22 protein-coding genes are annotated in these 22,949 nt (G+C 70.6%); 13 read left to right on the top strand and 9 right to left on the bottom strand.

Annotation, left to right across the window (positions count from 1 at the left end; genetic code table 11):
* The first annotated feature begins 26 nt into the window (after nucleotides 1-26).
* Nucleotides 27-605, top strand: coding sequence for a TetR/AcrR family transcriptional regulator (locus ACGFJ2_RS29695; protein ID WP_393473730.1), 579 nt, complete (start codon nucleotides 27-29; stop codon nucleotides 603-605).
* 5 nt (nucleotides 606-610) lie between these two features.
* Here ACGFJ2_RS29695 and ACGFJ2_RS29690 read toward each other — a convergent pair whose 3' ends face one another.
* Entirely contained in the window at nucleotides 611-1,000 is a 390-nt protein-coding gene (locus ACGFJ2_RS29690; protein WP_393473727.1) for a YybH family protein, read from the bottom strand.
* A gap of 162 nt (nucleotides 1,001-1,162) precedes the next feature.
* Between ACGFJ2_RS29690 and ACGFJ2_RS29685 the strand changes: the two genes are divergently transcribed.
* Nucleotides 1,163-1,543 (top strand): cupredoxin domain-containing protein, encoded by a 381-nt coding sequence (locus ACGFJ2_RS29685; RefSeq protein ID WP_357955005.1) that lies wholly within the window; start codon nucleotides 1,163-1,165, stop codon nucleotides 1,541-1,543.
* 7 nt (nucleotides 1,544-1,550) lie between these two features.
* Here ACGFJ2_RS29685 and ACGFJ2_RS29680 read toward each other — a convergent pair whose 3' ends face one another.
* Entirely contained in the window at nucleotides 1,551-2,120 is a 570-nt protein-coding gene (locus ACGFJ2_RS29680; protein WP_357954804.1) for a helix-turn-helix domain-containing protein, read from the bottom strand.
* A 141-nt stretch (nucleotides 2,121-2,261) separates the two neighbouring features.
* Here ACGFJ2_RS29680 and ACGFJ2_RS29675 point away from each other — a divergent pair, with 141 nt between their 5' ends.
* The 3 genes from ACGFJ2_RS29675 (at nucleotide 2,262) to ACGFJ2_RS29665 (ending at nucleotide 6,865) form a co-directional block, all read left to right on the top strand.
* Nucleotides 2,262-3,206, top strand: a complete 945-nt coding sequence (locus tag ACGFJ2_RS29675) for an SDR family NAD(P)-dependent oxidoreductase (protein WP_393473722.1) — start codon at nucleotides 2,262-2,264, stop codon at nucleotides 3,204-3,206.
* A gap of 115 nt (nucleotides 3,207-3,321) precedes the next feature.
* Complete coding sequence (locus ACGFJ2_RS29670) at nucleotides 3,322-5,424, top strand: prolyl oligopeptidase family serine peptidase (RefSeq protein WP_393473719.1); 2,103 nt, start codon at nucleotides 3,322-3,324, stop codon at nucleotides 5,422-5,424.
* 130 nt (nucleotides 5,425-5,554) lie between these two features.
* Nucleotides 5,555-6,865: a hypothetical protein gene (locus ACGFJ2_RS29665; protein WP_393473716.1), complete on the top strand. Its 1,311-nt coding sequence runs from the start codon at nucleotides 5,555-5,557 to the stop codon at nucleotides 6,863-6,865.
* Here the strand turns inward: ACGFJ2_RS29665 and ACGFJ2_RS29660 are convergent.
* Complete coding sequence (locus ACGFJ2_RS29660) at nucleotides 6,841-8,271, bottom strand: alpha/beta hydrolase family protein (RefSeq protein ID WP_393473713.1); 1,431 nt, start codon at nucleotides 8,269-8,271, stop codon at nucleotides 6,841-6,843. The two genes, ACGFJ2_RS29665 and ACGFJ2_RS29660, sit on opposite strands and share 25 nt — an antisense overlap.
* 80 nt (nucleotides 8,272-8,351) lie before the next feature.
* Here ACGFJ2_RS29660 and ACGFJ2_RS29655 point away from each other — a divergent pair, with 80 nt between their 5' ends.
* The 3 genes from ACGFJ2_RS29655 to ACGFJ2_RS29645 all read left to right on the top strand — a co-directional run bounded on the left by ACGFJ2_RS29655 (nucleotide 8,352) and on the right by ACGFJ2_RS29645 (nucleotide 10,816).
* Entirely contained in the window at nucleotides 8,352-8,918 is a 567-nt protein-coding gene (locus tag ACGFJ2_RS29655) for a helix-turn-helix domain-containing protein (protein WP_357954794.1), read from the top strand.
* A gap of 105 nt (nucleotides 8,919-9,023) precedes the next feature.
* Entirely contained in the window at nucleotides 9,024-10,163 is a 1,140-nt protein-coding gene (locus ACGFJ2_RS29650) for a sensor histidine kinase (protein ID WP_393473709.1), read from the top strand.
* Nucleotides 10,160-10,816: a response regulator transcription factor gene (locus tag ACGFJ2_RS29645; protein WP_357954790.1), complete on the top strand. Its 657-nt coding sequence runs from the start codon at nucleotides 10,160-10,162 to the stop codon at nucleotides 10,814-10,816. Before ACGFJ2_RS29650 ends, ACGFJ2_RS29645 begins: the two co-directional genes overlap by 4 nt.
* Here the strand turns inward: ACGFJ2_RS29645 and ACGFJ2_RS29640 are convergent.
* Complete coding sequence (locus ACGFJ2_RS29640) at nucleotides 10,806-11,525, bottom strand: DUF2306 domain-containing protein (protein ID WP_393473705.1); 720 nt, start codon at nucleotides 11,523-11,525, stop codon at nucleotides 10,806-10,808. The genes ACGFJ2_RS29645 and ACGFJ2_RS29640 overlap by 11 nt on opposite strands.
* A 159-nt stretch (nucleotides 11,526-11,684) precedes the next feature.
* Entirely contained in the window at nucleotides 11,685-12,029 is a 345-nt protein-coding gene (locus ACGFJ2_RS29635; RefSeq protein ID WP_357954786.1) for a hypothetical protein, read from the bottom strand.
* Between the two features lie 425 nt (nucleotides 12,030-12,454).
* Between ACGFJ2_RS29635 and ACGFJ2_RS29630 the strand changes: the two genes are divergently transcribed.
* Nucleotides 12,455-13,387 carry an NBR1-Ig-like domain-containing protein gene (locus ACGFJ2_RS29630; RefSeq protein WP_393473700.1) on the top strand — a complete coding sequence of 311 codons (933 nt, stop codon included), beginning with the start codon at nucleotides 12,455-12,457 and terminating at the stop codon, nucleotides 13,385-13,387.
* 146 nt (nucleotides 13,388-13,533) lie between these two features.
* Complete coding sequence (locus tag ACGFJ2_RS29625) at nucleotides 13,534-14,568, top strand: hypothetical protein (RefSeq protein WP_393473697.1); 1,035 nt, start codon at nucleotides 13,534-13,536, stop codon at nucleotides 14,566-14,568.
* A gap of 317 nt (nucleotides 14,569-14,885) precedes the next feature.
* On the opposite strand, the gene ACGFJ2_RS29620 is transcribed toward ACGFJ2_RS29625, so the two are convergent.
* The 3 genes from ACGFJ2_RS29620 to ACGFJ2_RS29610 are packed head-to-tail and all read right to left on the bottom strand — an operon-like array spanning nucleotide 14,886 to nucleotide 17,540.
* Entirely contained in the window at nucleotides 14,886-15,767 is an 882-nt protein-coding gene (locus tag ACGFJ2_RS29620; RefSeq protein ID WP_393473694.1) for a CDP-alcohol phosphatidyltransferase family protein, read from the bottom strand.
* Between the two features lie 20 nt (nucleotides 15,768-15,787).
* Nucleotides 15,788-16,975 (bottom strand): CU044_5270 family protein, encoded by a 1,188-nt coding sequence (locus ACGFJ2_RS29615; protein ID WP_393473691.1) that lies wholly within the window; start codon nucleotides 16,973-16,975, stop codon nucleotides 15,788-15,790.
* Nucleotides 16,968-17,540, bottom strand: coding sequence for an RNA polymerase sigma factor (locus ACGFJ2_RS29610; protein WP_357654898.1), 573 nt, complete (start codon nucleotides 17,538-17,540; stop codon nucleotides 16,968-16,970). The genes ACGFJ2_RS29615 and ACGFJ2_RS29610 overlap by 8 nt, the downstream gene beginning before the upstream one ends.
* A 241-nt stretch (nucleotides 17,541-17,781) precedes the next feature.
* On the opposite strand from ACGFJ2_RS29610, the gene ACGFJ2_RS29605 reads away from it, so the two are divergent.
* From ACGFJ2_RS29605 to ACGFJ2_RS29595, 3 genes are all read left to right on the top strand, one after another.
* Complete coding sequence (locus ACGFJ2_RS29605; protein WP_393473688.1) at nucleotides 17,782-18,423, top strand: TetR/AcrR family transcriptional regulator; 642 nt, start codon at nucleotides 17,782-17,784, stop codon at nucleotides 18,421-18,423.
* 28 nt (nucleotides 18,424-18,451) lie between these two features.
* The gene (locus tag ACGFJ2_RS29600) at nucleotides 18,452-19,033 is read left to right on the top strand and encodes a TetR/AcrR family transcriptional regulator (protein ID WP_393473685.1); all 582 of its coding nucleotides are present in this window, start codon (nucleotides 18,452-18,454) and stop codon (nucleotides 19,031-19,033) included.
* 99 nt (nucleotides 19,034-19,132) lie between these two features.
* Nucleotides 19,133-20,005: an SDR family NAD(P)-dependent oxidoreductase gene (locus ACGFJ2_RS29595; protein ID WP_393473682.1), complete on the top strand. Its 873-nt coding sequence runs from the start codon at nucleotides 19,133-19,135 to the stop codon at nucleotides 20,003-20,005.
* Nucleotides 20,006-20,073: 68 nt separating this feature from the next.
* On the opposite strand, the gene ACGFJ2_RS29590 is transcribed toward ACGFJ2_RS29595, so the two are convergent.
* Nucleotides 20,074-22,947, bottom strand: coding sequence for an FtsX-like permease family protein (locus ACGFJ2_RS29590; protein WP_393473678.1), 2,874 nt, complete (start codon nucleotides 22,945-22,947; stop codon nucleotides 20,074-20,076).
* Nucleotides 22,948-22,949: the final 2 nt, after the last annotated feature.

The raw sequence follows: 22,949 nt of genomic DNA, 5'->3' as shown, positions 1-22,949 counted from the left end.
CAGTCTGTCCCTATACGCTCGACGGCATGGGACGACCGCCTCGCCATGACGTTGACCGATTGCTCGACGCGGCCGCCGAACTGGTGGCCGCGAGCGGCCCGAGCACCGTGACCGTGGCGGCGGTCGCCCGTGCCGCCCGCGCGCCGAGCGGCTCGATCTACCACCGCTTCCCCAGCCGCTCCTCCATGCTCGCCACCCTGTGGCTGCGCACGGTCGACCGCTTCCAGGACGGCTTCCTGTCCGCGCTCAACACCGAGCCCGCCGCGCGGGCCGCCCCCGCCGCCGCGCGCCACGTGGTCGCCTGGAGCCGGGCGCATCCGCACGAAGCTCACATCCTGCTGTACGGCCCGGCGGACTTCGACGAACCCAACTGGCCGTCGGAGGCCCGCGAACGTCTGGAACGCAGCGACCGCCGGGTCCGCAACGCCGTCCGCGCCCTGGCCGAACGGCTGGACAGGCGCGAGCCGCAGGAGGTCGAGCAGTTGTTCCTGGCCACGGTCGACCTGCCGTACGCCACGGTCCGCCGCCACCAGAGCTCGGGCCGCCCGATTCCCGCCTACGCGGAGGACCTCGTCACCAGCTGCGCCGCCACGCTTGTGGGGTAGCCGGGTCAGCCCTTGATCGCGGTGCCCTGGGCGGAGGTGAGGCGCCAGGAACCGTGGGAGTCGGTGGCGTACACGTGGGTGTAGCGGCTCCCGGCACTGAACGTGGCGCCTTCGGGGCTGGTGAAGTTCATGCCGGTACGTCCGACGACGATGCCCACCTCCCCATGGAAACGGACGATCGCCTCGCCGGGAAACGAGTCGATCCGCGGAAACCGGACGGAACCGGACGCCACCAGGTCGAGGATGACCTGCTTGGTGGCGACCGCCCCATCTTCGACCCCCACCAGGAGGAAGTCGTCCGCCAGCAACTCCGTCAGCCGGTCGAGGTCGTTGGCCACCAAGGCGTCGAAGAAGCTCTGGTCGTACTCGAGAAGAGTGTCGCGGTCCGTGCTCATGCGAGGCGTCCGTTCGTCGGCGGTCGGGGATCGACGATAAACGTTGACGCTGGTGACAAGGTCAAATGATGGCGGCACGCCCGCGGGTCTGGCGTTACGCGGGTCCGGGAATACGGAGACTGCCATGGCTGACATCGATGCCGCGATGAAGGGTTGGCGATCATGTCCGCTGCGATTCGTTCCAGAAGTGCGCCCCGTCTGGTGATCGGGCTCGTGGCCGCCGCGCTGACGCTGACAACGGTCGGCGCGGGTACGACTGCGGCTCGCGATACGTCTGTCACCGTGACCGAGCGGGAGTTCTCTCTCACGCTCTCGACGACCGACTTCAAGGCAGGGGCCTACACCTTCACGATCCACAATGCGGGGACCGCTTCGCATGGCCTGTCGATCAAGGGGCCCGGGGTCGACTCGACCTCCAGCATCGTCCCAGCCGGAAAGACGACGAAGCTCTCCGTCACGCTGAAGAAGGGAACGTACGACCTGTGGTGCCCGGTGGACAATCACCGCGCGATGGGAATGATGACGAAGATCAGCGTGAAATAGCAAGCCCCTAGCGGCGGTAGCGCAGGCCGTCCATCAGCAGGTCGAGCAGGCGGCCCGTCCGGTCGCGCTGCTCGTGCTCGCCAACGACCAGCGCCACGCCGCCCAGGCTGGCGAGCACGTCGTCCGGCTCGACGTCCGAACGCACGGTCCCCGCGGCGGCCCCGGCGGCCAGCAGCGACCCGATCGCGCCGACCATCCGGTCACGGCTCTCCGAGAACGGGTTGCCGCCGGACGCGATGACCGCGCGCAGCGCGTCGGCCATGCCGCGCTTGGTCGTCATGTAGTCGACGAAGCGATCCATCCAGGCGCGGGTCGCCTGGTCGGGCGGCATCGTACGCAGCAGGCTCGCCGCGGCCTCGCACAGCCTGGTGAGCTCGTTGCGGTACGCGGCCTCGACGAGCGCCTCGCGGGTGGGGAAATGCCGGTAAAGCGTACCGATGCCGACGCCCGCGTCCTTGGCGATCGCGTCGAGCGTCACCTCGGGGCCTTCATTCGAGAAGGCGCGTACGGCGGCGTCGAGCAGCCGATCGCGGTTGCGGCGCGCGTCGGCGCGCAGCGGTCGGGATCCGGCCTGCACGGTGACTCCTGTGGATTTTCGGGGGCGAGATTTGCCAAACGGAGGAGACTCCGAATACAGTCGGAGTTAATTGGAGGCTCCTCCGTTTCACATCTTACCGTTTGGGGCTCTCCTACCGCATCCCTGACAGGACTGGGAATCATGACTGCGAACACCCGCATCACCACCCCGTTCACCGCCCGATCCACCGCGGCCGAGGTGCTGGAAGGCGTCGATCTCAGCGGCCGGCGGGCCATCGTCACCGGCGGGGCGTCCGGCATCGGCGTCGAGACCGCCCGCGCGCTCGCCGCGGCGGGCGCGGAGGTGACCCTCGCCGTGCGTAACCTCGACGCGGGCGCCGCGACCGCCGCCGACATCACCGCGACCACCGGCAACAAGCAGATCTTCGTCGCCCCGCTGGACCTCGCCGACCGCGCCACGGTCACGTCGTTCGTGACCGCCTGGGAAGGCCCGCTGCACATGCTGGTCAACAACGCCGGCGTGATGGCCTGCCCCGAGGCGCACACCCCGGACGGCTGGGAGCTCCAGTTCGCCACGAACCATCTCGGCCACTTCGCCCTGGCCACCGGCCTGCACGCCGCGCTCGCGGCGGCCGACGGCGCCCGGGTGGTCTCGGTCAGCTCCACCGCGCACCTGCGCTCCCCGGTCGTCTTCGAGGACATCAACTTCCGTGAGCGCGCCTATGAGCCGTGGTCGGCGTACGGGCAGTCCAAGACGGCGAACGTGCTGTTCGCGGTGGAGGCGGCGCGGCGCTGGGCGGACGACGGGATCACCGTCAACGCGCTGATGCCGGGCGGCATCCGCACGAACCTCCAGCGGTACGTCTCCGACGAGGAGCTCGACCGGCTGCGCGCCGCCGCCGCTACCTCCGGCGCGGACGTCACGTGGAAGACGACGGAGCAGGGGGCGGCCACCTCGGTGCTCGCCGCCGCGTCGCCGCTGCTCGACGGCGTCACCGGCCGCTACTTCGAGGACTGCAACGAGGCGCTGCCGAACGACACGCACTCGGCCCGCCACGGAGTCGCCTCCTATGCCCTCGACCCGGCGGCCGCGGCGCGTCTGTGGGAGCTCTCCGTCAACGCCTGACCTGGATCCCGCCTGCTAAAGTATCTACTGGATCGATCGATCCCCGGCGCCGGTGAGTCTCCCCGCGCACTTCACTCCCCCACTGTTCCTGGTAGTCCGGTGCAGAGTCCCTTTTATGGATACCAAGGGATTTCCACGTCAATTCGCCCGTACCCAGCGGTTCTCGCTCGGGGTGCCCCGGGCCTTCACTCTGTCGCCCGATGGCCGTCGGGTCGTGTTCCTCCGGACTCGCGGGGGTGAGGATCGGGGCAGCTGTCTGTGGGTCGCCGACGAGACGGGTGAGCGGCTGGTCGTGGCGCCGGAGACGCTCGGCGCGGACGGGGCCGTTCCGGAGGCGGAGCGGATTCGGCGGGAACGGGCTCGGGAGCGGGCGACCGGGGTCGTCGCCTATGCGGCCGATGCCGCCGTACGTACCATCGCCTTCGCCGTTGACGGGCGGCTGTGGGCGGTGCACATCGACGGCGGCGAGGCGCGGCCCGTGCCCACCGCCGGGCCGGTGGTCGATCCCCGGCCCGACCCCACCGGGAGCCGGGTCGCCTACGTGACCGGTGGCGCGCTGCACGTCGTCGAACTGGCCGACGGGCGTGACCGGCGGCTGGCCGTACCCGAGCACCCGGAGGTGGTCTGGGGGCTGGCCGAGCATGTGGCGGCCGAATCAATGAACAGGACGCGCGGCTACTGGTGGTCGCCCGACGGCACCCGGCTGCTGGCCGCCAGGGTCGACAACCGTCCCGTACAGCGATGGTGGATCGCCGATCCCGCCAACCCGTCCCGGCCGCCGCGCGAGATCGCCTACCCGGCGGCCGGTACGGCCAACGCCGAGGTCACGCTGCACGTGCTCGATCTCGACGGCGGCTCCGTGGAGGTGTGCTGGGACCGGGCCGCGTACGAGTACGTGGCCACCGCCGGCTGGGACGCGCACGGCCCGCTGATCGGCGTGCAGAGCCGGGACCAGCGCACGCTGCTGGTGCTGGCCGCCGATCCGGACACGGGCCGGACGAAGCCGCTCCACGAGCAGCGCGATGCCGCCTGGGTCCAGCTCATCGCGGGCACTCCCGCACGGACGGCGTCCGGCGCGCTGGTGCACACCGCCGACCTGGACGGGACCCGGCGGCTGCTCGTGGACGGCCGTCCGGTCACCCCCGAAGGGCTGCAGATCCGCTCGGTCGTGGACGTCTCCGGCGAATCTATGCTCTTCACCGCGAATGACGAGCCCACCGAACAACACCTGTGGACGTATGACGCGGAGCGCGGTCCCGTACGGCTGAGCGACGGGCCAGGGCTGCACACCGGCCGGCGGGCGAGCGGCGCGCCGGCCGGTGTGGAGACGGGCGGCGCGCTGGTGCTCGCTTCCCATACCGAGGCCGGTCACTCGTTCCGCGTGGTGCGTGACGGGCGGCCCGACGTGGAGATCGCCTCGCTCCAGGCCGAGCCGCTGATCGTCCCGCGCGTCACGTGGTTGCGGGCGGGTGAGCGGGAGATCCGTACCGCGTTGCTGCTGCCCTCCTGGCACCGGCCGGGCTCCGGTCCGCTGCCGGTGCTGATGGCGCCGTACGCGGGACCGGCGATGCAGTTGGTGACCCGGGCCCGGCACTGGTGGCTGGCCGAGTCGCAGTGGTTCGCCGAGCACGGGTTCGCGGTGGTGACGGCGGACGGCCGTGGCACTCCGGGACGCGGTCCCGCCTGGGACAAGACCGTCCACGGCGACACGCTCACCGCGCCGCTCGAAGACCAGGTCGTGGCGCTGCGGGCGGCCGCCGAGCACTGCCCCGACCTCGACCTGGGCCGGGTGGGCATCCGCGGCTGGAGCTACGGTGGCACGCTCGCGGCGGCGGCCGTGTTGCGCATGCCGGAGGTGTTCCACGCCGCCGTCTCGGGGGCGGCGCCGAGCGACCAGCGGCTGTACGACACCCACTGGCGGGAGCGGTTCCTGGGCCACCCGGACAAGGAACCGGAGAACTACGAGCGCTCCTCGCCCATCGGCGACGCGGCCCGGCTGCGCCGCCCGTTGCTGCTGGTGCACGGCCTGGCGGACGACAACGTGGTGGCCGCGCACACCCTGCGGATGTCGGCGGCGCTGCTGGCGGCGGGCCGCCCGCACCAGGTGCTCCCGCTGTCGGGGGCCACGCACATGCCGACCGCCGAGGCGGCTGTGGAGGGGCTGCTGCGGCACCAGCTGGAGTTCCTGCGTACGGCGTTGAACGTCTCTTCCGCCTGACCGCACGACCTGCGGCCGGGTCCGAAGCCCGGCCGCGGGCCCGCCACCAGTGACGTGACAGCGGGACAACAGCGACCTACCAGCGGGCGGGGCCATCGTCGGAGGACGACTTCCTCCGAAAGGACAGCTCATGACATCGACCGACAGCATCCGGATGGGCGTGGTCCGCAGCATCCAGTACGGCCTGGTCGCCAAGCCCGACACGTTCGCCCCGCAGGCCCGCGACCTCGGCGCCGGACTGCTGCGCGTGTTCTTCTACTGGTCCCAGCTCGAACCCGAACCGGGCCAGTACGACTGGAGCGCGGTGGACGCGGTCCTGGACCAGGTCGACAACGACACCGAGCTGTGGTTCATGCTCTGCGCGGCCTCACCCTGGGGCTCGACCAGATCGACCGACCTGCTCCCCGGCTCACCGCCCGCCGACCCCGCCGCGTACGAGGCGATGCTGCGCGCCCTGGTGACGCACTGCGCGGGCCGCGTGCGCTATTGGCAGTGCGAGAACGAGCCGTGCATCCCGCTGTTCTGGGGCGGCACCGCCACCGAATATCTCGACCTGCTGGCCCTCTTCCACCGGGCGGTCAAGAGCGCCGACCCACGGGCCGACGTCGTGCTCGGCGGCTGCCCGCCCGGCGTCTTCCCCGCCCCCGAGACCCCCGACGAGGAGCGGGACTTCTTCCTGCGGCTCGTCGCCGAGGGCGCTTACGACGTCTTCGACATCCATCTGTACGGCGACCCGTACCTGATTCCCGACACCATCGACGACATCCGCACCGTGATGCGCTCGTACGGCCCCGAGAAGCCCATCCTGGCCGGCGAGTACAACGGCCCCCTCCTCCTCCAATATCCGGAGGTGATGGAGCACCTGGCCGACGTCATGAACTCCGGCGCCATGACCCCTTGGCACACGTTCACGACCGAGGACTTCAGGTCAGGCCGGGTGTCGGCCGCGCCCGCCCGTGAGGCGATGGAGCGGCTGTACGCGCGGATGAGCGAACTGCCGCCCACCCTGCAGATGTTCATGACGGGCTGCCCGCCGGAGCTGGAGGCCGAGCGGCATCGGATCAACGCGCGGGACCTCGTGGTGCGCAACCTCCTGGCGATGTCCTGCGGCGTGCGGCGCACGGTCTGCTGGCAGCTCGGCCCCGACCCGTACGAGCCCGCGGACCATCTCGAGTTGCTGCAGTTGATGTTCTCGAAGTTCGTGCTGCTGGAGTCCGACGGCGAGACGCTCGGTGCCCGTCATCCGAGCGCGGACGCCTTCGCCGAGCTGGCCGCACGCCTCGACGGAGCGGAGAGCGTCCGGCGGGTCGACGTGCCGGACGCCTATCTGTTCGAGGTGACCCGGCCCGGCCGCCCATCGCTTTACGTGACCTGGGTACGCGGTGCGGAACAGGACATCGAATGGCGAACCGCCCCTCACGGAAGCAGCAGCCCCCAGTAGAGGGCCCACGGGAGGAACACCGCCCCACCGGCGAGCAGGAGTCCGAGCCGTACCCTCTCTCCTCTCGCCACAGTGGCGCGGGCCCGGCGCCAGGCCAGCGCCGTACGGACGGTGGCGACCACGCAGGCCACCGCGAGAAGCTGCAGCACCAGCCAGATCACCGGGTGACCCGCGACCATGGGCCCGGGAGCGGCCAGCTTGCCACCGGTCATGACCACGTAGAACAGGTAGGAGAACGCCCCGAGCACCACCCCGAACCCGCCCGCGCTCACCAGCCGGGCGGCCCTGGAGACCGGCGCCTGGGAAGCCCGGCGAAGCCGCCGCACCAGCGCGACCACCGGATAGGCGCCGAACCCGACCAGGAATACCAGCAAGGCCACGACCTGCATAAAGGCCGACTCCCACCAGGCCGGAGGATCCATCGGAATGGTCAGCGACGCCTGCGTGGGGGCTGGTCCATTCGTCTGAGCTGTGGGCAGCTTGCCGCCGGTCACGTCCTTTATCCAGGAGCCGACCAGATCGGCGTAGCCGGGGGCGAGCTCCTTCAGCCGGGTGACGCCGCCGTCAGGGGTCTGGTGGGCGGCATGATCGGCATCGGGGAAGAACTGGAAGGTGTAGTGCCGATTCCCGCCCGCTTCGAGCGCCCTGGCGAACACCGGCGGGGTCTCCTTGGGCGGGGTCAGCAGGTCGTTCGTGCCCCAGATGCCGAGGACGGGCTGGCCTACCTTGGCGATGGTCGGCGCGGGATCGTAGTAGGGCTCGGGAAACATGCCGCCGTCGGCGATCACCGTGTACAGCTTGGGCTCGGCCCGCTCGACGAGCGACCCCGACACCCCCGCCTTCCGCAGCCCGGCCGCCACCGCCCAGGTCTGCTGCCGCAACGGCGCCAGCCCGTTGGCGCCCACGAGCACGATGAAGGCGACCTCCTTCGAGCGAGAGGCCGCGATCGGCACCACCCAGCCGCCCTCGCTGAGCCCCCACAGCCCGACTTTCGCCGGATCCACACCCGGCCGCGTACGCAGCGCGGCCACGGCGCCGAGCGCGTCGTCGGCCAACTGCGAGTAGGACCGGGTGAAGAGCGAGTAGCCCTCGGACCGCTTGTCGTAGATCAGCACGGACAGCCCCCGGCGGGCGAACTCGACCGCCTCACCCAGGAGCTGCTTGCGGGGCGTTCCGGTGCCCGCGCCGTGCACCAGCACGATCCCCGGCCGGTCGGCCTTCGCCCCAGCCGGGGTCAGCACCGTGCCGTGCAAGGCGAGCCCGCCGCCACCCCGGAAGCTCACCTCGGCCGCGCTCAGATCAGGGGGTACGGCGAGCGGGGATGGTTCGGCCACCGCGACAGCCGGCGGGACGAGCAGGCACAGGGCCATGGCCGCTGCCGCCGCTCCAGCAAGAATCCGTCTCATATGCCGAATCTACTCTGCAGAGACATCTCGGCAAAGGTTTCTCTGCAGATATCGTTCGGCAGGAGGATAGGCTGCTCCTCATGAAGGATGACGAGGCGTTCACGCTCGACGACCCGGCGAGGCTCAAGGCCCTCGCCCATCCGATGCGCCGGCTCATGCTGCGCCACCTCAACGTGCACGGCCCCGCCACCTCGACCACCCTCGGCGAGCTCCTCGACGCCAAGACCGGCACGACCAGCTACCACCTGCGCCAGCTGGAGAAGTACGGCTTCATCGAGGAGATCCCCGAACGCTCGACCGGCCGGGAGCGCTGGTGGCGCCGCGCCCCCGACGCCCCGAGGGACATGCGCGTGCCCACTTCGGACCAACTCGCCCCCGAGGACCGCCCGGTGCTGGCCGAATTCCACCGGATCGGCATGGACGAGGACCGCGTGCTCTTCGAACGCTTCCCCGCCGCCTACCAACGCGACCCGGACTGGGCGAAGGCATCACGCGGCCTGGGCCGAATGACGAAGCAGGAATTCGCCGAGTTCTACGAGGAGTACATAGCCCTGCTCCTGAGGTACAGCCACCGCGCCGAGGACGCACCCCCAGACGCCCGCCCTCTGTACATCCGCCTCTTCGCCCTCCCCGCAGACGAGGATTGACCAAGCCCTCGCCAAGACAACTCACCTGCGGGCACGACGTCGCGACATGTGCTTGTCGTACCTGGGGCTGATCCGGAGTGGCACCGGCTCTCGTACCATGACCCTGTGCGCGGTCTCATTCGTTCGGTGTGGGACGAGCCCCGCCCTCCCAACCCCGCGCCGCGGGGGTGGCGGGACTGGGCGCTGGTAGGGGTGTTGGTGGCGGTCGCGGTGCTCGAAGGAGTGCTGCGGCCGGATCTTCCGTGGCGGGCCCTCTCGGTGATCGTCACTGTCGGGCTGGCGACGACGTTGTTGTGGCGCCGCAGCAGACCGTTGCTGACGATCGTGATCGCTTTCGGTGCCATGACCCCGGTCCCCTTACTGACGGGCGGCTACTCGCCAGAGACGTACACCATGGCGTTTCTGCTGTTGCTGGCCTACTCGTTGTTCCGGTGGGGGTCCGGACGCGAGGCGGTGATCGGGTCGACGATCATCCTGGTCAAGATCTGCTTCTCGATGGTCTCCGACTACCCCGGTCCCAGCGATGCCGTCGGCGGGGTCACCGTGGTGTTCCTGGTCGGCGCCCTGGGCGTGGCCTTCCGCTATCGGGCCAAGGCCAGGATGCGCGAGCTCGACCAGGTCAAGCTGCTCGAACGCGAACAGCTGGCCCGCGACCTGCACGACACCATCGCTCATCACGTCTCGGCGATGGCCATCCGCGCGCAGGCCGGCCTGGCCACCTCGGCGTCGCGGCCGAGCGCCGCGACCGAGGCGCTGCAGGTGATCGAGGCGGAGGCGGCGCGCGCCTTGGCCGAGATGAGCGCCATGGTGCGCGTCTTACGCCGCGACCAGCCGGCCGGCCTGGCGCCCGGGCGGCGCGTCGCCGATCTCCGACAGCTCGCCGGCCAAGGCGGCTCCGGTCCCTCCGTTGACGTGGAGATCTCGGGCGATGTCGACGATCTGCCCCCCTCGGTCGGTGCCGCGATCTACCGCCTGGCCCAGGAGTCGGTCACCAACGCCCGGCGCCACGCGCGTCACGCCACCCGCATCCAGGTCCGCCTGACCGCCGACGACACCTCGGTGCACCTGCGCGTCAGCGACGACGGCGACGGCAGCCTCATCCGCCCGGCCGCGTCGCCGGGTTACGGACTCATCGGCATGATCGAACGCGCCGACCTGCTCGGCGGCACCTGCGTCGCCGGCCCGAACCCCGATCGGGGCTGGAGCGTGACCGCCGTACTCCCTCGAACCGGATCGGCCCCATGAGCATCCGCGTGATCGTCGCCGACGACCAGGAGATCGTCCGCACCGGCCTCATGATGATCCTCGACGCCCAGCCGGACATCGAGGTCATCGGCCAGGCCGCCGACGGGCGGCGAGCCGTCGAGCTCGCCCGGCGCCTACGCCCTGACGTGTGCTTGTTCGACATCCGCATGCCCGTCCTTGACGGCATCGAAGCCACCCGGTCCCTGGCCGGCCCGACCGTCGAGGACCCCCTGGCGGTCGTCGTCATCACCACGTTCGACCTGGACGAGTACGTCTACGCCGCCCTGAGAGCCGGTGCCCGGGGTTTTCTGCTCAAGAACGCCGGCGCCGACCTGCTCTCCCAGGCCGTTCACGCCGCCGCCAACGGCGACGCGCTCATCGCCCCGAGCATCACCGCACGACTGCTCGGAGCCTTCACCCGCGCCGGGCCCGCCGCACCACCGGTCCACCCCATCGAGGCGCTCACCGAGCGAGAAGAACAGATCCTGACCACCGTGGCACGTGGCCGGACCAACAGCGAGATCGCCGACCAGCTGCATATTTCCCTCAGCACCGTCAAATCCCACATCGCTAGCCTGATGGCCAAACTCGGCGCCCGCAATCGCGTCGAGATCGCCATGTGGGCGTATGAGACCAACCGCATCAAGAACTAACTCGGCGTGGATCGGCCGGTCGCCTACGGATGATCCATTCGGCCACGGCGACGTTGATCACCCACCCAGCGCCCATGAGCAGCCCTCTGGGCAGCTCGCCAGGTGTGCCGAAGAACAGGAACCACGGCAAGTGGGTCAGCACCTGCGTCCCCGCGCCCAGGGCGATCGCATACCCGCGTATCATCCAGGCGCGGTGCCGGGCGAAGTCCCGCCGCCGGATCGCGGCGAGGCCGAGGCTGAGGCACAGGAACATGGCCGTGCCGAACACGAGCCGGAAGCCGGTGACGAGATCGCCATCCCCCGCAGGGCGGGGATAGAACAGGGTCATCCACAGGCCCGTCAGCGCTACGACGAATCCGCATGGCACCAGCACCCGCCCGGCGACGCGATGCCATCCCGGCCTCCGGCGGCGGAACCCGGAGGCGAACTGGAAAGCCCCCAGAAGGCTGTACACACTGACGCTGATGATGTGCAGCACCACGGGCAGGGGCATCGCGAAGAACCGAGCGTTCTCCGATGTGATCGCCGCACCGCCGGCCAACTGGGTCAGGCGGAAGGCACCGGCGGCTATGGGAATGGCGCTGAGCAAGATCAGCCCGGCGGGCACGAGCCATCCTGCCCGCCTGGCTCTGCGCCGATCATCCGTCGGCCTGCTGCCTTGAGAGGATTGCCGGAACGGGGGGCGTACCGTCGTGATCTCGTCGCTCATAACCCCGATTGTGCGGACTGAGGCGGTGGCGGCTCATCGATAGAACGGCCCGTTCTGAGCTGGCCGATCGTCCGGAAATCAGGCGTACTTTCGGCTGATTGGCGGGCCCGGGGTGCGGCACGTGTCCGCGCCGCACCCCCAAGCGCCTGCCCCCGCAGGCTAGGCGCGGCCCCCGTCCTTGATGGACACGATCGAAGCGGTCTGGAACCTCTTGTGGCCCTTCCCATCGGACTTGACCACCGCTGTGTAGTTCTTGTATGTCCAGCCGAGGCTGTACTTGATCTTCAACTTGCGCTTGTTGCCGCACCGGTTGTGCCAGTACACCGTCACGGAGGTGTTGCCGTCTCCCCAGGACCAGGCGAAGCAGCCACTGACACCGCGATGGACGTCCGCCGCAGCCGGAGCGGCGCCAAGGCCGACGCCGAGTCCGGCGACGACGACGGATGAGGCGGCGACGACGGCGACTCGGGTACGCAGGCTCGCCATACGAGAACTGGTGGACATGAGAAATCTCCTCCTCTGGAGTGATGCGGTCACTTCGCTGAGGCGAGGCAGCTGAGGACGACGCGCTTAGGAGAGATGCGCTTGGGGGGCGCCGGTGCCGCGCGGGTGTGTTCGCCGAGGAACCTCCGCCACGATGCCATCAGGGGGACGGGGCCAGCCAGCGATCTTTGTCCAAGGCTGCTCCACGGGGCCGACGCTGGACATTGGACAAATCACGCCCGGACGTCGACCTGCGGTGATCTGAACTGATCGTTGACTTGTCGCGTCAGATAATTTGGGAGGGCACTGCCAGATGCGGAGGAATCGGCAGTGTCACGAGTGAACGGAGGGAAGAGTGAACGGGGGGAAGTGGGGCCGGGGTGCAGGCTCAGGATCGTAAGCGTCGAGGACGGCAGCCGATACGTCCTGATCCGGATTCGGGTGCGGTGGGCGCCTTCGCCGACCGGCTCCTGAAGCTGAAAGAGGAAGCCGGCGATCCCTCGTACGCCGAGATGTCCGCTCGGCTCGGCGCGGCGGCCTCGAAGTCGTCGCTGGCCAGCGCGGCCCAGGGGCGGAAGTTGCCGAGTTGGGAGACCGCGTGGGAGTTCGTCCGGGTCCTCGCGGTTGATCGACTGGGGCGTGATCCCGAGGAGACCGAACGGGAGTGGCGGGAGCTCTGGGAGCGCGCGAAGGCGGTCCCTTCGCCTGACGACACCGACACCGACACCGTCGACGGAGCGGCGGCCCCCATGGCGCACGACGACACAGCGGAGGCCGGCACGGCGCACGACGACGGAGCGACGGTCGGCACGGCGGACGACGACGGAGCAATGGCTGGCACAGCGCACAACGACGAGCCCGCGCCAGCGCCGCCGACCACCGCAGCCGAAGCCGTCAAAGCTCCGGCGCCGTCCGCGCGGCGGAACCGCGTCCTCGTCAGTGCCATGATCGCGGCTGCGATCATCTTGGTCGGCCTGACCGGCTTCTACCTGGCGACGACCACGGGCCAGGATGATCCCCCGGCGCGCACGCCCGCGAAGGATGACTCCGCATTCGTGGGTGACATCACGTACCCGGACGGCTCGGAAGTGCGGCCGGGCTCGTCGTTCAAGAAGGTATGGCGGATCCGCAACATCGGGACCACGTCCTGGGCGGGCAGGCGTCTGGCTCGTATCAACACCGGGCCCTGCCGATCCCCCGAAACGGTGCCCATCCCGCCGACCGCACCGGGCCAAACCGCGGACATCTCGGTACAGGTCCGCGCTCCGGACAAACCCGGCAACTGCCGCATCTACTGGAAGATGACCGATGCGCAGGGCCAGGAGCTGTTCCCGGACAAGCGGCCGGTGTTCCTGGACGTTCGGGTGAGCGCGCCCTGACCGACCTGCCGGTAAGGCGCTCTCAGCCGTCGACCGGCTGCCACTCGACCGGACGGTCGATACTCATCACACTCGGGGTGCGCGCTCTGACGTGGAACACGGTTTCGAGGCCGCTGCCCCATGGCGGCGCCGGTGAGGAGAGACGCATGCCAAGCCGCCACATCCATCTCGTCGGCAGCTATCCGGCAGCCGACACGCGCCAGGCCATGACGATCGTGGCGGACGTGGCGGGCCCGTATCTACGGGCGTTGGCGGACGGGGAGGTCGGTGCCCGCCGCAACTGGATCACGCACATCATCGACGGCCTCCGCGAGCATCCGGACATCGAACTGCGGACCGACGGCAACTGGTCCGGCTACGACAACCGCCCTGTCTTCAGGGTGAAGCGCGGACACCGGCTCACCTCCGGCTCTATGCGCCTCGGCCACGCGGCCGCCGCTGGGGAAGGCTACGAGGTGTTCAAGGAGATCCGCGCGTCACACCGTCTTGACGGTGTGTCGTTCCAGGTCGGGATCCCCGGCGACCTGGACCTCGCGCTCTTCGCCTTCGGCCCGGCGAGGGCGTTCACCCGCCGCCGGCCTTTCCGGGAGGCGCTCGCCCGTGAGATCCGGGAGATCACCGGGTGGGGCGGCCACGACGTACTGTTCCAGCTTGAGGTGCCCGTGGAGCTGGTCATGGTGGCGGGCGTTCCGAAGCCGCTGCGGACGGCGACCGCGCGCTCGCTGGTCCACGGCATGGTGAAGCAGGTCGCTACCGCGCCGCCTAACGCTCGCTTCGGCGTCCACCTGTGCGTCGGCGACCTCAACAACAAGGCGCTGAAGCGATTACCCACCGTGACGCCGGTGGTGTCCATACTCAACGCGCTTCTACGGGCCTGGCCGCAAGGCCGCCCGCTGGAGTACGTCCACGTCCCGCTCGCGGCGGGCGACCAGCCGCCGCCGCTGGAACCTGGCTTCTACCAAGATCTGGAATCCCTCGCCGCGTTGCCTCCGGACACCAGGTTCGCCGCCGGCCTCGTCCACGAGGCTCAGGAAGTGGACGACCAGCGGAAGATCCTCCGCATGGTGGAGAGCATCCTGTCTCGTACGGTGGACGTCTCCCCCGCCTGTGGCCTGGGCAGACGTTCGCCGCAGGATGCCCGGCGCGTCCTGGAAAGGGCGGTCGCACTGGCCGAATCATGATTCCGTGGTGGAAGGGATGCCCCGCCTTCCGCATCGCCGCCCCCGAACCGGCACTTTCCGACTTTTCCGGTGGCTGGATGAACCTACGAGCCCCGCGCCGCCGTACCCCTTTCTGAGCGGGCCGGTTCATCCCACGGCCCGCACCTCCCCCCGCACCCGATAACTGCCCGATCGAGTGTCCCGACCGAGGTGTCGACTCCGTCCACGGATGCCCCAACCGGCGGCATCCCACGCGGCCCACATCCCATGCCGCACAGACGAGTCGACGCCGACCGAGGGACACCGGCATCGGGCGATCGGGGGCGGGGGTTCACGCGCTAGCCCTGCGGCTGAGCCACCGGCGTTGTGGGCCGAGAGCGGATCTTCGCCAGTGCCCGGGTGAGGTCCCGCGAGGACAGGTAGAGCTTGAACATGATCGCGGCCTCGAAGACCAGTAGGAGGGCCGCCGTGCCGACGGTCACCGGCACGATCCACCCGGTGAGCGGGCCGACGATGAACACCGCCATCTGGAACTCGATGCCGCTGATCAGATGAGCTCGGACGCGGTGGTCGCGCAGCCAGTCGCGGATGCGGATGTACCAGGCGAAGTGCGCGCGGAAGTTCTGCTGCAGGTCGACCGAGTCGGCGGAGCGGATCTCTCCCGATTCGAGACCCGTCTCCTCCAGGTCCGGACTCTCCAAGCGGACGGCCGGGACGCCGGTGACCTGCTCGATCGCGTCGTCCAGTTTGCGGCGCATCTGGCGGCGTACCTTCGCGATCTGGAGCGCGTCAACGTACCGGAGCATGTCGAGGAAGACGACGAGCATGCCGAGGACGAGGTAGAACTCCTCGCCGGTGCTCTCGAAGCGCCCCCACATGAGCGCCAGGGCGCAGGTGAGCACCCGGATGCGGTCGAAGACGTAGTCGAGCCAGCCGCCCAGCACGGTGCCGGTGCCCTTGAGCCGGGCGATCTTGCCGTCCACGCAGTCCAGCACGAAGCTCAGGTGATACAGGACGGCGCCGGCGGCCAGCCATGCCCAACCGTCGGCCATCAGGAAGCAGCCCGCCGAGCCGAGCCCGAGTAAGAAGGCGCCCCAGGTGATCTGGTTCGGCGTGATGGCGGTACGGTTCGCCAGGCCGACCACCAGACGACCGGCGAGCGGATCGACCAGGAACACCGTCCACCAGGCGTCCCGCGCCTTGTAGGTCAGCGTGCGCACGTCGTCCAAAGTGAAGGTTGTCACTGTGCGGGCCCTTCGTCTGTCCATCCGATTTGCTGATATGCGATGAAAGAGCCAATTTCGACGTCCCGGCCGTCGGCCACCCGGCTGACGCTCCTCGTCTCCGTGGCCAGCGGCAGCCCGCTCTCCGCGTCGATGACGAGCCGTTCGTCGCTGAGGCGGCCGTCCCTCATCACCTGGTAGCTCAGGGCCTGACCGGCCCGGCCGAGCGGGTCGGTGACCGCGCCCTCCGGCTTCATGCCGGGCATCGAGGCCAGGATCTGGTACGCCGAGGCGCGCACCTCGGGCGAGACCGGCAGCCCGGTGATGATCTCCAGGCAGCTCTCGCGCAGCTCGGCCTCCATCTCGCGCCCGACATACGCGCCGTTCTCCCGGGCGATGTGGGTCACGAGGAAGGCGCGCAGCGCCGTGGGGTCGCTCGGGATCGTACTCAGGGCCGTCCAGCTGACCAGTTGCTTGGTCAGGATGCCGTCCGCGTTCCGCCACCCGACGCGGTGCGGTCCGCCCTGCGGCGGACCGGGCGCCGCCTCCACCAATGCCTGGGGGGAGACGCGGCCCAGACCGGTCACGTCCGCCGGGTATTGCCAGCGGCTCGGCGACCCGGCGGTTCGCCACGCGGCCTCGTCCTGGGGTGTCGCCGGTCGCGCGCCGAGGTACCGGCCGGTCCAGCGATCCTGCGCGCTGTTCTTCCTGGTGAGCCAGGTCTGACGGGTGGACTGGCGCTTGACGACGTACCGGCGATCGGGAGAGAGGATCAGCTGCCCGGTCACGACGCTGGTGCGCCAGTAGGCGCCGTCGGAGGGTGCCGTGGCCATCGCGATCGCGGCGGCGAGCAGGATCTGCCTGGCGGTCGGCGGAGCGGAGGCGGACACGGCGGGAACGGGCGAGAGGTCGATCAGCGAGTTCGAAGGCACGGCCACGGCGAGCGCCAGCGCGACCGCCGACGCCGCCCCGATCAACCCGTTACGGACCGGCGCCCACCACCGCGACCGTCCTGCTCTTCGCGTAGTTCGAACCGGTAGGCGTTGCGGAGCTTCCGGTACGCGCTGAGGGGCTTGAGGTGGCGCGGCCAGCGCCGCCTGCAGCCTGGCCCGGCCCGAGTCGACGACCTCGGAGGAAGGCCCGGGCATCGAAAGGAGATCGCGTACGGCGGCCAGCTCATCCGGGCGGTCGTTCAGCTCATCCATCGAACCCTCCGATCATCGGATTGACGCCGCCCAGGGCTCTGCGGAGCTTCTTACGCACCCGGTTGAGCCGAGAGCCGACGGTCCCGAACGGAATGTCGAGCGTCTGCGCGACCTCCTCATAGGTGAGGTCAGCGAGCGCGACGAGGAGGAGCACGTCGCGGTCACCGGCGGAGAGACGTCCAAGCGCCGTCGCGAGCCGCCCCTGTGCGTTCGCGGCGGCCACTCTCGCCGTCACCCTGTCCTCGTGCCCGTCGTCTGCCACTTCGCCGGCAGGTGCCCGCTGAAAAGCCTCCAGCCTGCGCGTTTCGCTCCTTCGATGCTGAGCGAGCAGGTTGGTGGCGATCCCGTACAGCCAAGGCCGTACGGCACCGCGAGCGGAGTCGAACGTCTGCCGTTTCCTGAACGCCACCAGGAACGTCTCGGCGGCCAGATCATCCGCGATCTGAGTGCCGAGCCGTCCGGAGACGTACCGGTGTATCTCTTCGAAGTAGCGGTCGTAGAGCACGGCGAACGCTTCCGGGTGGTGCCATGACCGCTCGATGAGCGCGGCGTCATCGTCTGTCACGGGCACGTCCGGGGGAGCGGCCATTCGCATGGTGTCCCTTCTGTGGGGTACACCTCTATTCCGCCGAAGCCCCGCCTCCTCTTCACACTTCTTTCAAAATCAACACGAAGTTTCCCGAAATATCCCCTGGCGTCCCTTAAATGCCTGTACGGCGGGCGCCCCGCTCCGCAGCTCGGACTTTTACCCGCGCTTGCCGATCGAGCGGTAGGCCGGGCGACAGCGCGGTCCTATGGTCGCGTCCATGGCCTCTCCTGAAGAGAACGAGCGGGAGCTGATCCTGCGGGTGGCGACCAGGCTGTTCGCCGCGCTCGGCCACGACGGCGTCTCCATCGGTCAAATCGGTGAGGCCGCCGGGCTGACCACGGCCGCCATCACCCCGCTTTTCCCCACCAAACGCCACCTCTATCTGGCGGTCATGGAGCGCGCTCAGCAGCTCCTCTCGGCCGTCATCTACAAGAGAGCCGGCGAGCTGAAGGCCGCCGCACCCGAGGAGCGGCCGGCCGCCCTCCACCGGTTCATCGACGGTTACATCGACCTGTGCGTCGAGCATCCCGAGGTTCCCGCGCTGTGGATGCACCGATGGCTCTCCGACGCCAGCGACATCGAAGAGCTGGAGTCACTCTCCGCTCAGCCGCTGGCCCAGTACGCCGTCGACAGCATCACCGCCCTGGCGGCGCCCGTGCACGCCGACGCGCAGCTCACCATGTACACGATGGTCTGGTGCATCCAGGGGTTCTCAGTGAGCGGGATCCTCGACACGACAGGACAACGCCGCCACCCCGACGACCCCGACGCACTGCGGCGCTTCCGCGCTCACATGCACCAGCTGCTCGACCGCCTTCTCGACCTCACGCCTTCCGCCGAGTCACCGTCCGACAGCTGATCCGGCCGAAGCTCATTAGGCTGACCGTGTGACACCGAAGGCCGCCGGACAGGGGACAGCGTTGCGCGCGGACGCCGCGCGCAATCGCGCACGGGTGCTGCGAGTCGCCCGCGAGCAACTGGCCGCAGGTGACGACTCACTTCAGCTCAACACCATCGCCCGGCTCGCGGGGGTGGGCGTCGGGACCGTGTACCGGCATTTCCCCAACCGGCACGCGCTGCTGGAGGCGCTGTCGGCCGAACGCTTCCAGCAACTCGTCACCGAAGCGCAGAACGCGGCGGCCGACGAGGATGTCCTCGCAGGCCTGCACCGCTTGCTGCGGTTCACTCTTGGACGCGCGCTGGACGACGCCGGGTTCGCGGCCGTGCTCGAATCCGCCGGCGACGCCGGAGCACAGACCTCGGAGATGAAGATCGAGCTTGACCGGGCCCTTGAGGAACTGCTCGATCGCGCCCGCGCCGCCGGCGCCGTCCGGCATGGCCTGGCGGCGGACGACATCCGCCGCCTGCTCTGCGGCGTCCAGCACGCGGTCCGCTCCGGTGACGGCGACCCCAAGTACGCCGAGCTCTACCTCGACGTCCTCCTCCAGGGCCTGCGCCCGTCACGCTGACGGCCCGTTCCCCTCCCCTAATCGGATAACTATCCGTTTGTGCTACGGTACGCGAAGAGAACCGGATAGCTATCCGATTAGGCGATGAGGGGTGGGACCGTGGACCGACGGGCGGTAGTGACGGCGGGGACCGGCGGAATCGGCTTGGAAACCGCGATCGGGCTGGCGGCGGCCGGTTACACGGTCACGATGGTCGGCCGGAGCGCCGAGCGCGGCGCCCAAGCGATCAAGCGAATCGGCGCCGCGGCGCCCGGAGCGGAGGCGAGGTTCGTGGCGGCCGACCTCGCATCGCTCGACGCCGTACGAGCGCTCGCCGCCCGACTGGCGGCGGAGGGACCGCTGAGCGTTCTGATCAACAACGTCGGGGCGATGTTCGCCGACCGGCAGCAGACGACGGACCGGATCGAAGCGACGTTCGCCGTCAACCACCTCTCCCCCTACCTGCTGACCGAGCTGCTGCTGGCACCACTCCAGGCCGGCGGGCCGAGCCGAATCGTGAACGTCACCTCCGGCTCGATCAGGGTCGCCAAGCGCACCTTCGCGGCGGTCGAGCCGCCTGGCGGCTACTACGGCTTTCACTGGTACGGCCGGGCGAAGCTCGCCAACCTCGCGTACACGCTGGATCTGGCCGAGCGACTGCGAGGCACGGGCGTCTCGGTCTTCGCGGCCGACCCCGGCGGCGCCGCCACCGACATGACCGACGGCACCATGAGCTCACCCAAGATCGTCTCGCCGGGCCTGCGCCTGCTCTGGCCGCTGGTCCGCCGCACCTTCGAACGCGCCACCTCCGGCCCCGCGTCCGTGGCGGCCCGGCCATCGATCCTCGCCGCGACCGACGCCTCACTAGACGGGCAGACAGGCCTGGTGATCGGACCCGACACCCGACCCGTCGCCCCCTTCCGCGCCAGCCGCGACCCCCGGACAGTCCAGGCCGTCCTCAGACTCAGCCGGCAACTGGCTCCCCTCACCTGAGCTTCGCGACCTTGCCCCTCCGCCGAACTCGTCTGGCAAAGGACGTCCTGCCAGACTGCGGGCGCCGGCTATCCGTCGCCCGCGCGCAGCACCTCGCTCAGCCGCCGACGGCGCCGCAGCGCCGACTCGATGGGCACCACGACGGCGACCGCCACCAGCAACGCCATGGCCACCAGGCCGAGCCGCCACCACGGCAACACCAGGGCCGGGTCGGCAGCCTGCCCCGTGAGCAGCCGCAGCGCGAGCGAGCCGAGCATCAGGCGGGCGAGCAGCACCCCGAGCAGTGGACCGGCCACGGCGGCGACCATAACCGGCGGCAGCAACTCCCCCGCGGCGATCCACCGGGCGTCCCGTGGCCGCAGACCGAGGGTGCGCAGCCGGGTCAGGGTCTGCCATCGCTCCGGCGCGCTCGCGGAAGCGCCGAGAGCCAGACCCAGCAGCCCCAGGGCCAGCAGGGTCGCGGCCGAGACCCACGCCAACGCCAGCAGCCCTGACGTCAGCGGCGCCGCGCGGCGGGCGCGCAGCACGTCCTCGCGCAGCACGGTGTCCGCGTCGACGCCGCTCGCGGCGACCGCCCGCGCCGCTCCCGGGCCGGTCACCCACACCGTGTTCGGTACGGAGGGCATGCCCGCGGCCTGGAGGGTAGCGGCGTCCACGAGGACGACGTCACCGGCGTCGCCGATGGCGGGTGCCGTACCGACGGCGGTGAGCCGGATGGCCGGAGCACCGTCCCGGAGCAATTCCAGCCGCATGCCTGGCCGCAGACCGCCGTCGCCGGAGCGCACCAGGGCGGGCACGTCCCCGTGACCGGTCGCCCCGAGCCGGGCGAGCGCCGGCGCGTCCGGCAGCGGGGTGGCGGCGAGCAGCCGCCGGAACGCGGAGGCGTCCACGATCACCAGACGCGGAGCGACGACCAGTGAGTCGGCGACGACCCGCGCCCGGTCGGTGACCTGCGCGGCGACGGCCTGCCGGACTCCCGGAGCGGCGGCGATGCGCCGGGACAGGGCGGGCGTGGAGGCCGCCGCGGCGGGGACGACGTCGAGGCGGGCATCGGCGCCGACGGTACGCCACGCGCCCTCGGCCAGGCCGTCGCCGGCGGTGGCGTCCAGGGTGAACGCGAACGACGCCAAGGCGGCGGAGGTCACCAGGACCAGAAGCGGCAGCGTACGCGCGGACGTCGCGACCGCCCGCGCGGTGCCGAACACCGCCAACGGACGGCGTGAGCGCAAGGCCCGCTTGAGCACCAGGCCCAGCCCTGCGGGGAGCAGCCGCAGCAGGACGAGCGTGCCGGCGAGAACGCCAAGAACGGGCGCGCTCGCGGGCAGCGGCCCGCCATCCCCCAGCCCGAGCCCCGGACCGGCCACGTCGCCGCCGGGAGCGGGGGCGGCCGGGAGGATCCCGCGCTGGTGCAGCGCCACGAAGGCGGCCACCGCGGCGATCAGTACCGCGGCCTCAAGGGCGGCGCGGCGCAGTTGGACGGTGTGACGGGCCCAGCGGCGCGCGGTCCGGTTGGCCGGGACCCGCCGGTCGCGGGTGGCGCGGGCGGCGGCGAGCGTACCGAACCCCGGGCCGGCGACGACGGCGGTGAGCACCACGGGGACCACCCACTCCCAGGAGGCGCCCGGGACGACCGCGCGGGACAGCGCGAGCCCGGACGCGGCGGCCGTCAGCGCCACCACGGCGGACTCGACCAGCAGCTCGGCACCGAGCGTCGGCAGGGCCGCCCCCCGTTGCCGTGCGGCCTCCAGTGCCGGGGCGCGGCGGCGCACCAGCAGGTCGGCGGCGAGCAGCAGGACCAGGACCGCGACGGCCAGCACGCCGGTGAGCAGGACCGACGCCTGCGCGGACGCGGCGCCGACCTGGGTTCGGATGTTCCGCAGTACGCCGTCGAGCCCCGTCTCCCACTTCAGGGAGCCGTCGAGGGCGCCGGAGGAGCCGGAGGTCGCCTTGAGCGCGACCACCTTCGCGGAGACCGCCTGGGCGGAGTCCCAGGTGATCCGGTTCGGGTCGGGGGTGAACCGGACGACGCGCCGTAGCGCGTCCTGGTCGAAGGCGAGGCGGGCGTCGGGCAGGGATTCGGGTGACAACAGGCCGGCGAATCGGGTGGAGCCCACACCATCCGCGCCGGAGACGGGACGCAGCAGCGCGGGAGCCGTCCGCCAGGCGGGATCGGTGCTGTCCGTCGCCCGGAAGATGCCGCTGACCAGGACCTTCTTGACGGCTCCCGCGTCGTCCTTGAGTGGGATGCGCGCGCCGGGACGCAGCTTGAGCGCGTCGGCGTCCGCTTCCGAGAGACCGACCTGCACCGGCCAGGGCGCCCCCGTGACGGGAACCTCGGCGTGGTTGTCCGCCTCGCGGACGACGGACCGGGGCGGACCGCCCGCGATCCAGGTCACCTGCGGCCCGCCGCCGATGCCGTTCCGGTGCGGGCCGCCGTCGGCGCCACCGCCCTTCGCCAGGTAGGCGAGCTGGAAGGTGCGCAGCACGCTGCCATCAGTGATCTTGAGCGTAGGGCTGATGACGGTGGCGACGGGCGGACGCAGCGCGGCCCGCAGGCCGGGTCCGAGTTCGTCCGTCGCCCTGTCGCGGAAGTCGCCGACCTCCTCGGCGAGCCGGGGAGCGCGGACGCGTCCGCCGTTGGGCCCGTCATCGCGTTCCATACGGGCCTCAACAAGGACGTCGCCGTCGCCGCCGGCGCGGCGGACCCCGTCCTGAACGGCCTCGTCGGCGGTCGCGCGCAGCAGCGGCGGTACGACGCCGGCGAGCAGAGTGACGGCCGCCACGACCGCGGCGGCCAGGAGCAGCGACCCGATGTCGGCACGGGCACGCCCACGGACGCTGGGCCAGTGCAGGGCGGGCGGCCACCAGCGACCGACCGGCCACAGGCCGGCGCGCCACCCCACGGCACCACTCGCGGATGCCTCCCGAGGCCGTGCCCGCATGC

The sequence above is a fragment of the Nonomuraea sp. NPDC049028 genome (assembly GCF_043197735.1).
GTDB lineage: Bacteria > Actinomycetota > Actinomycetes > Streptosporangiales > Streptosporangiaceae > Nonomuraea.
The sequence above is the reverse complement of the archived record's forward strand: the minus strand, read 5'-3'. Positions and strand labels throughout refer to the sequence as shown.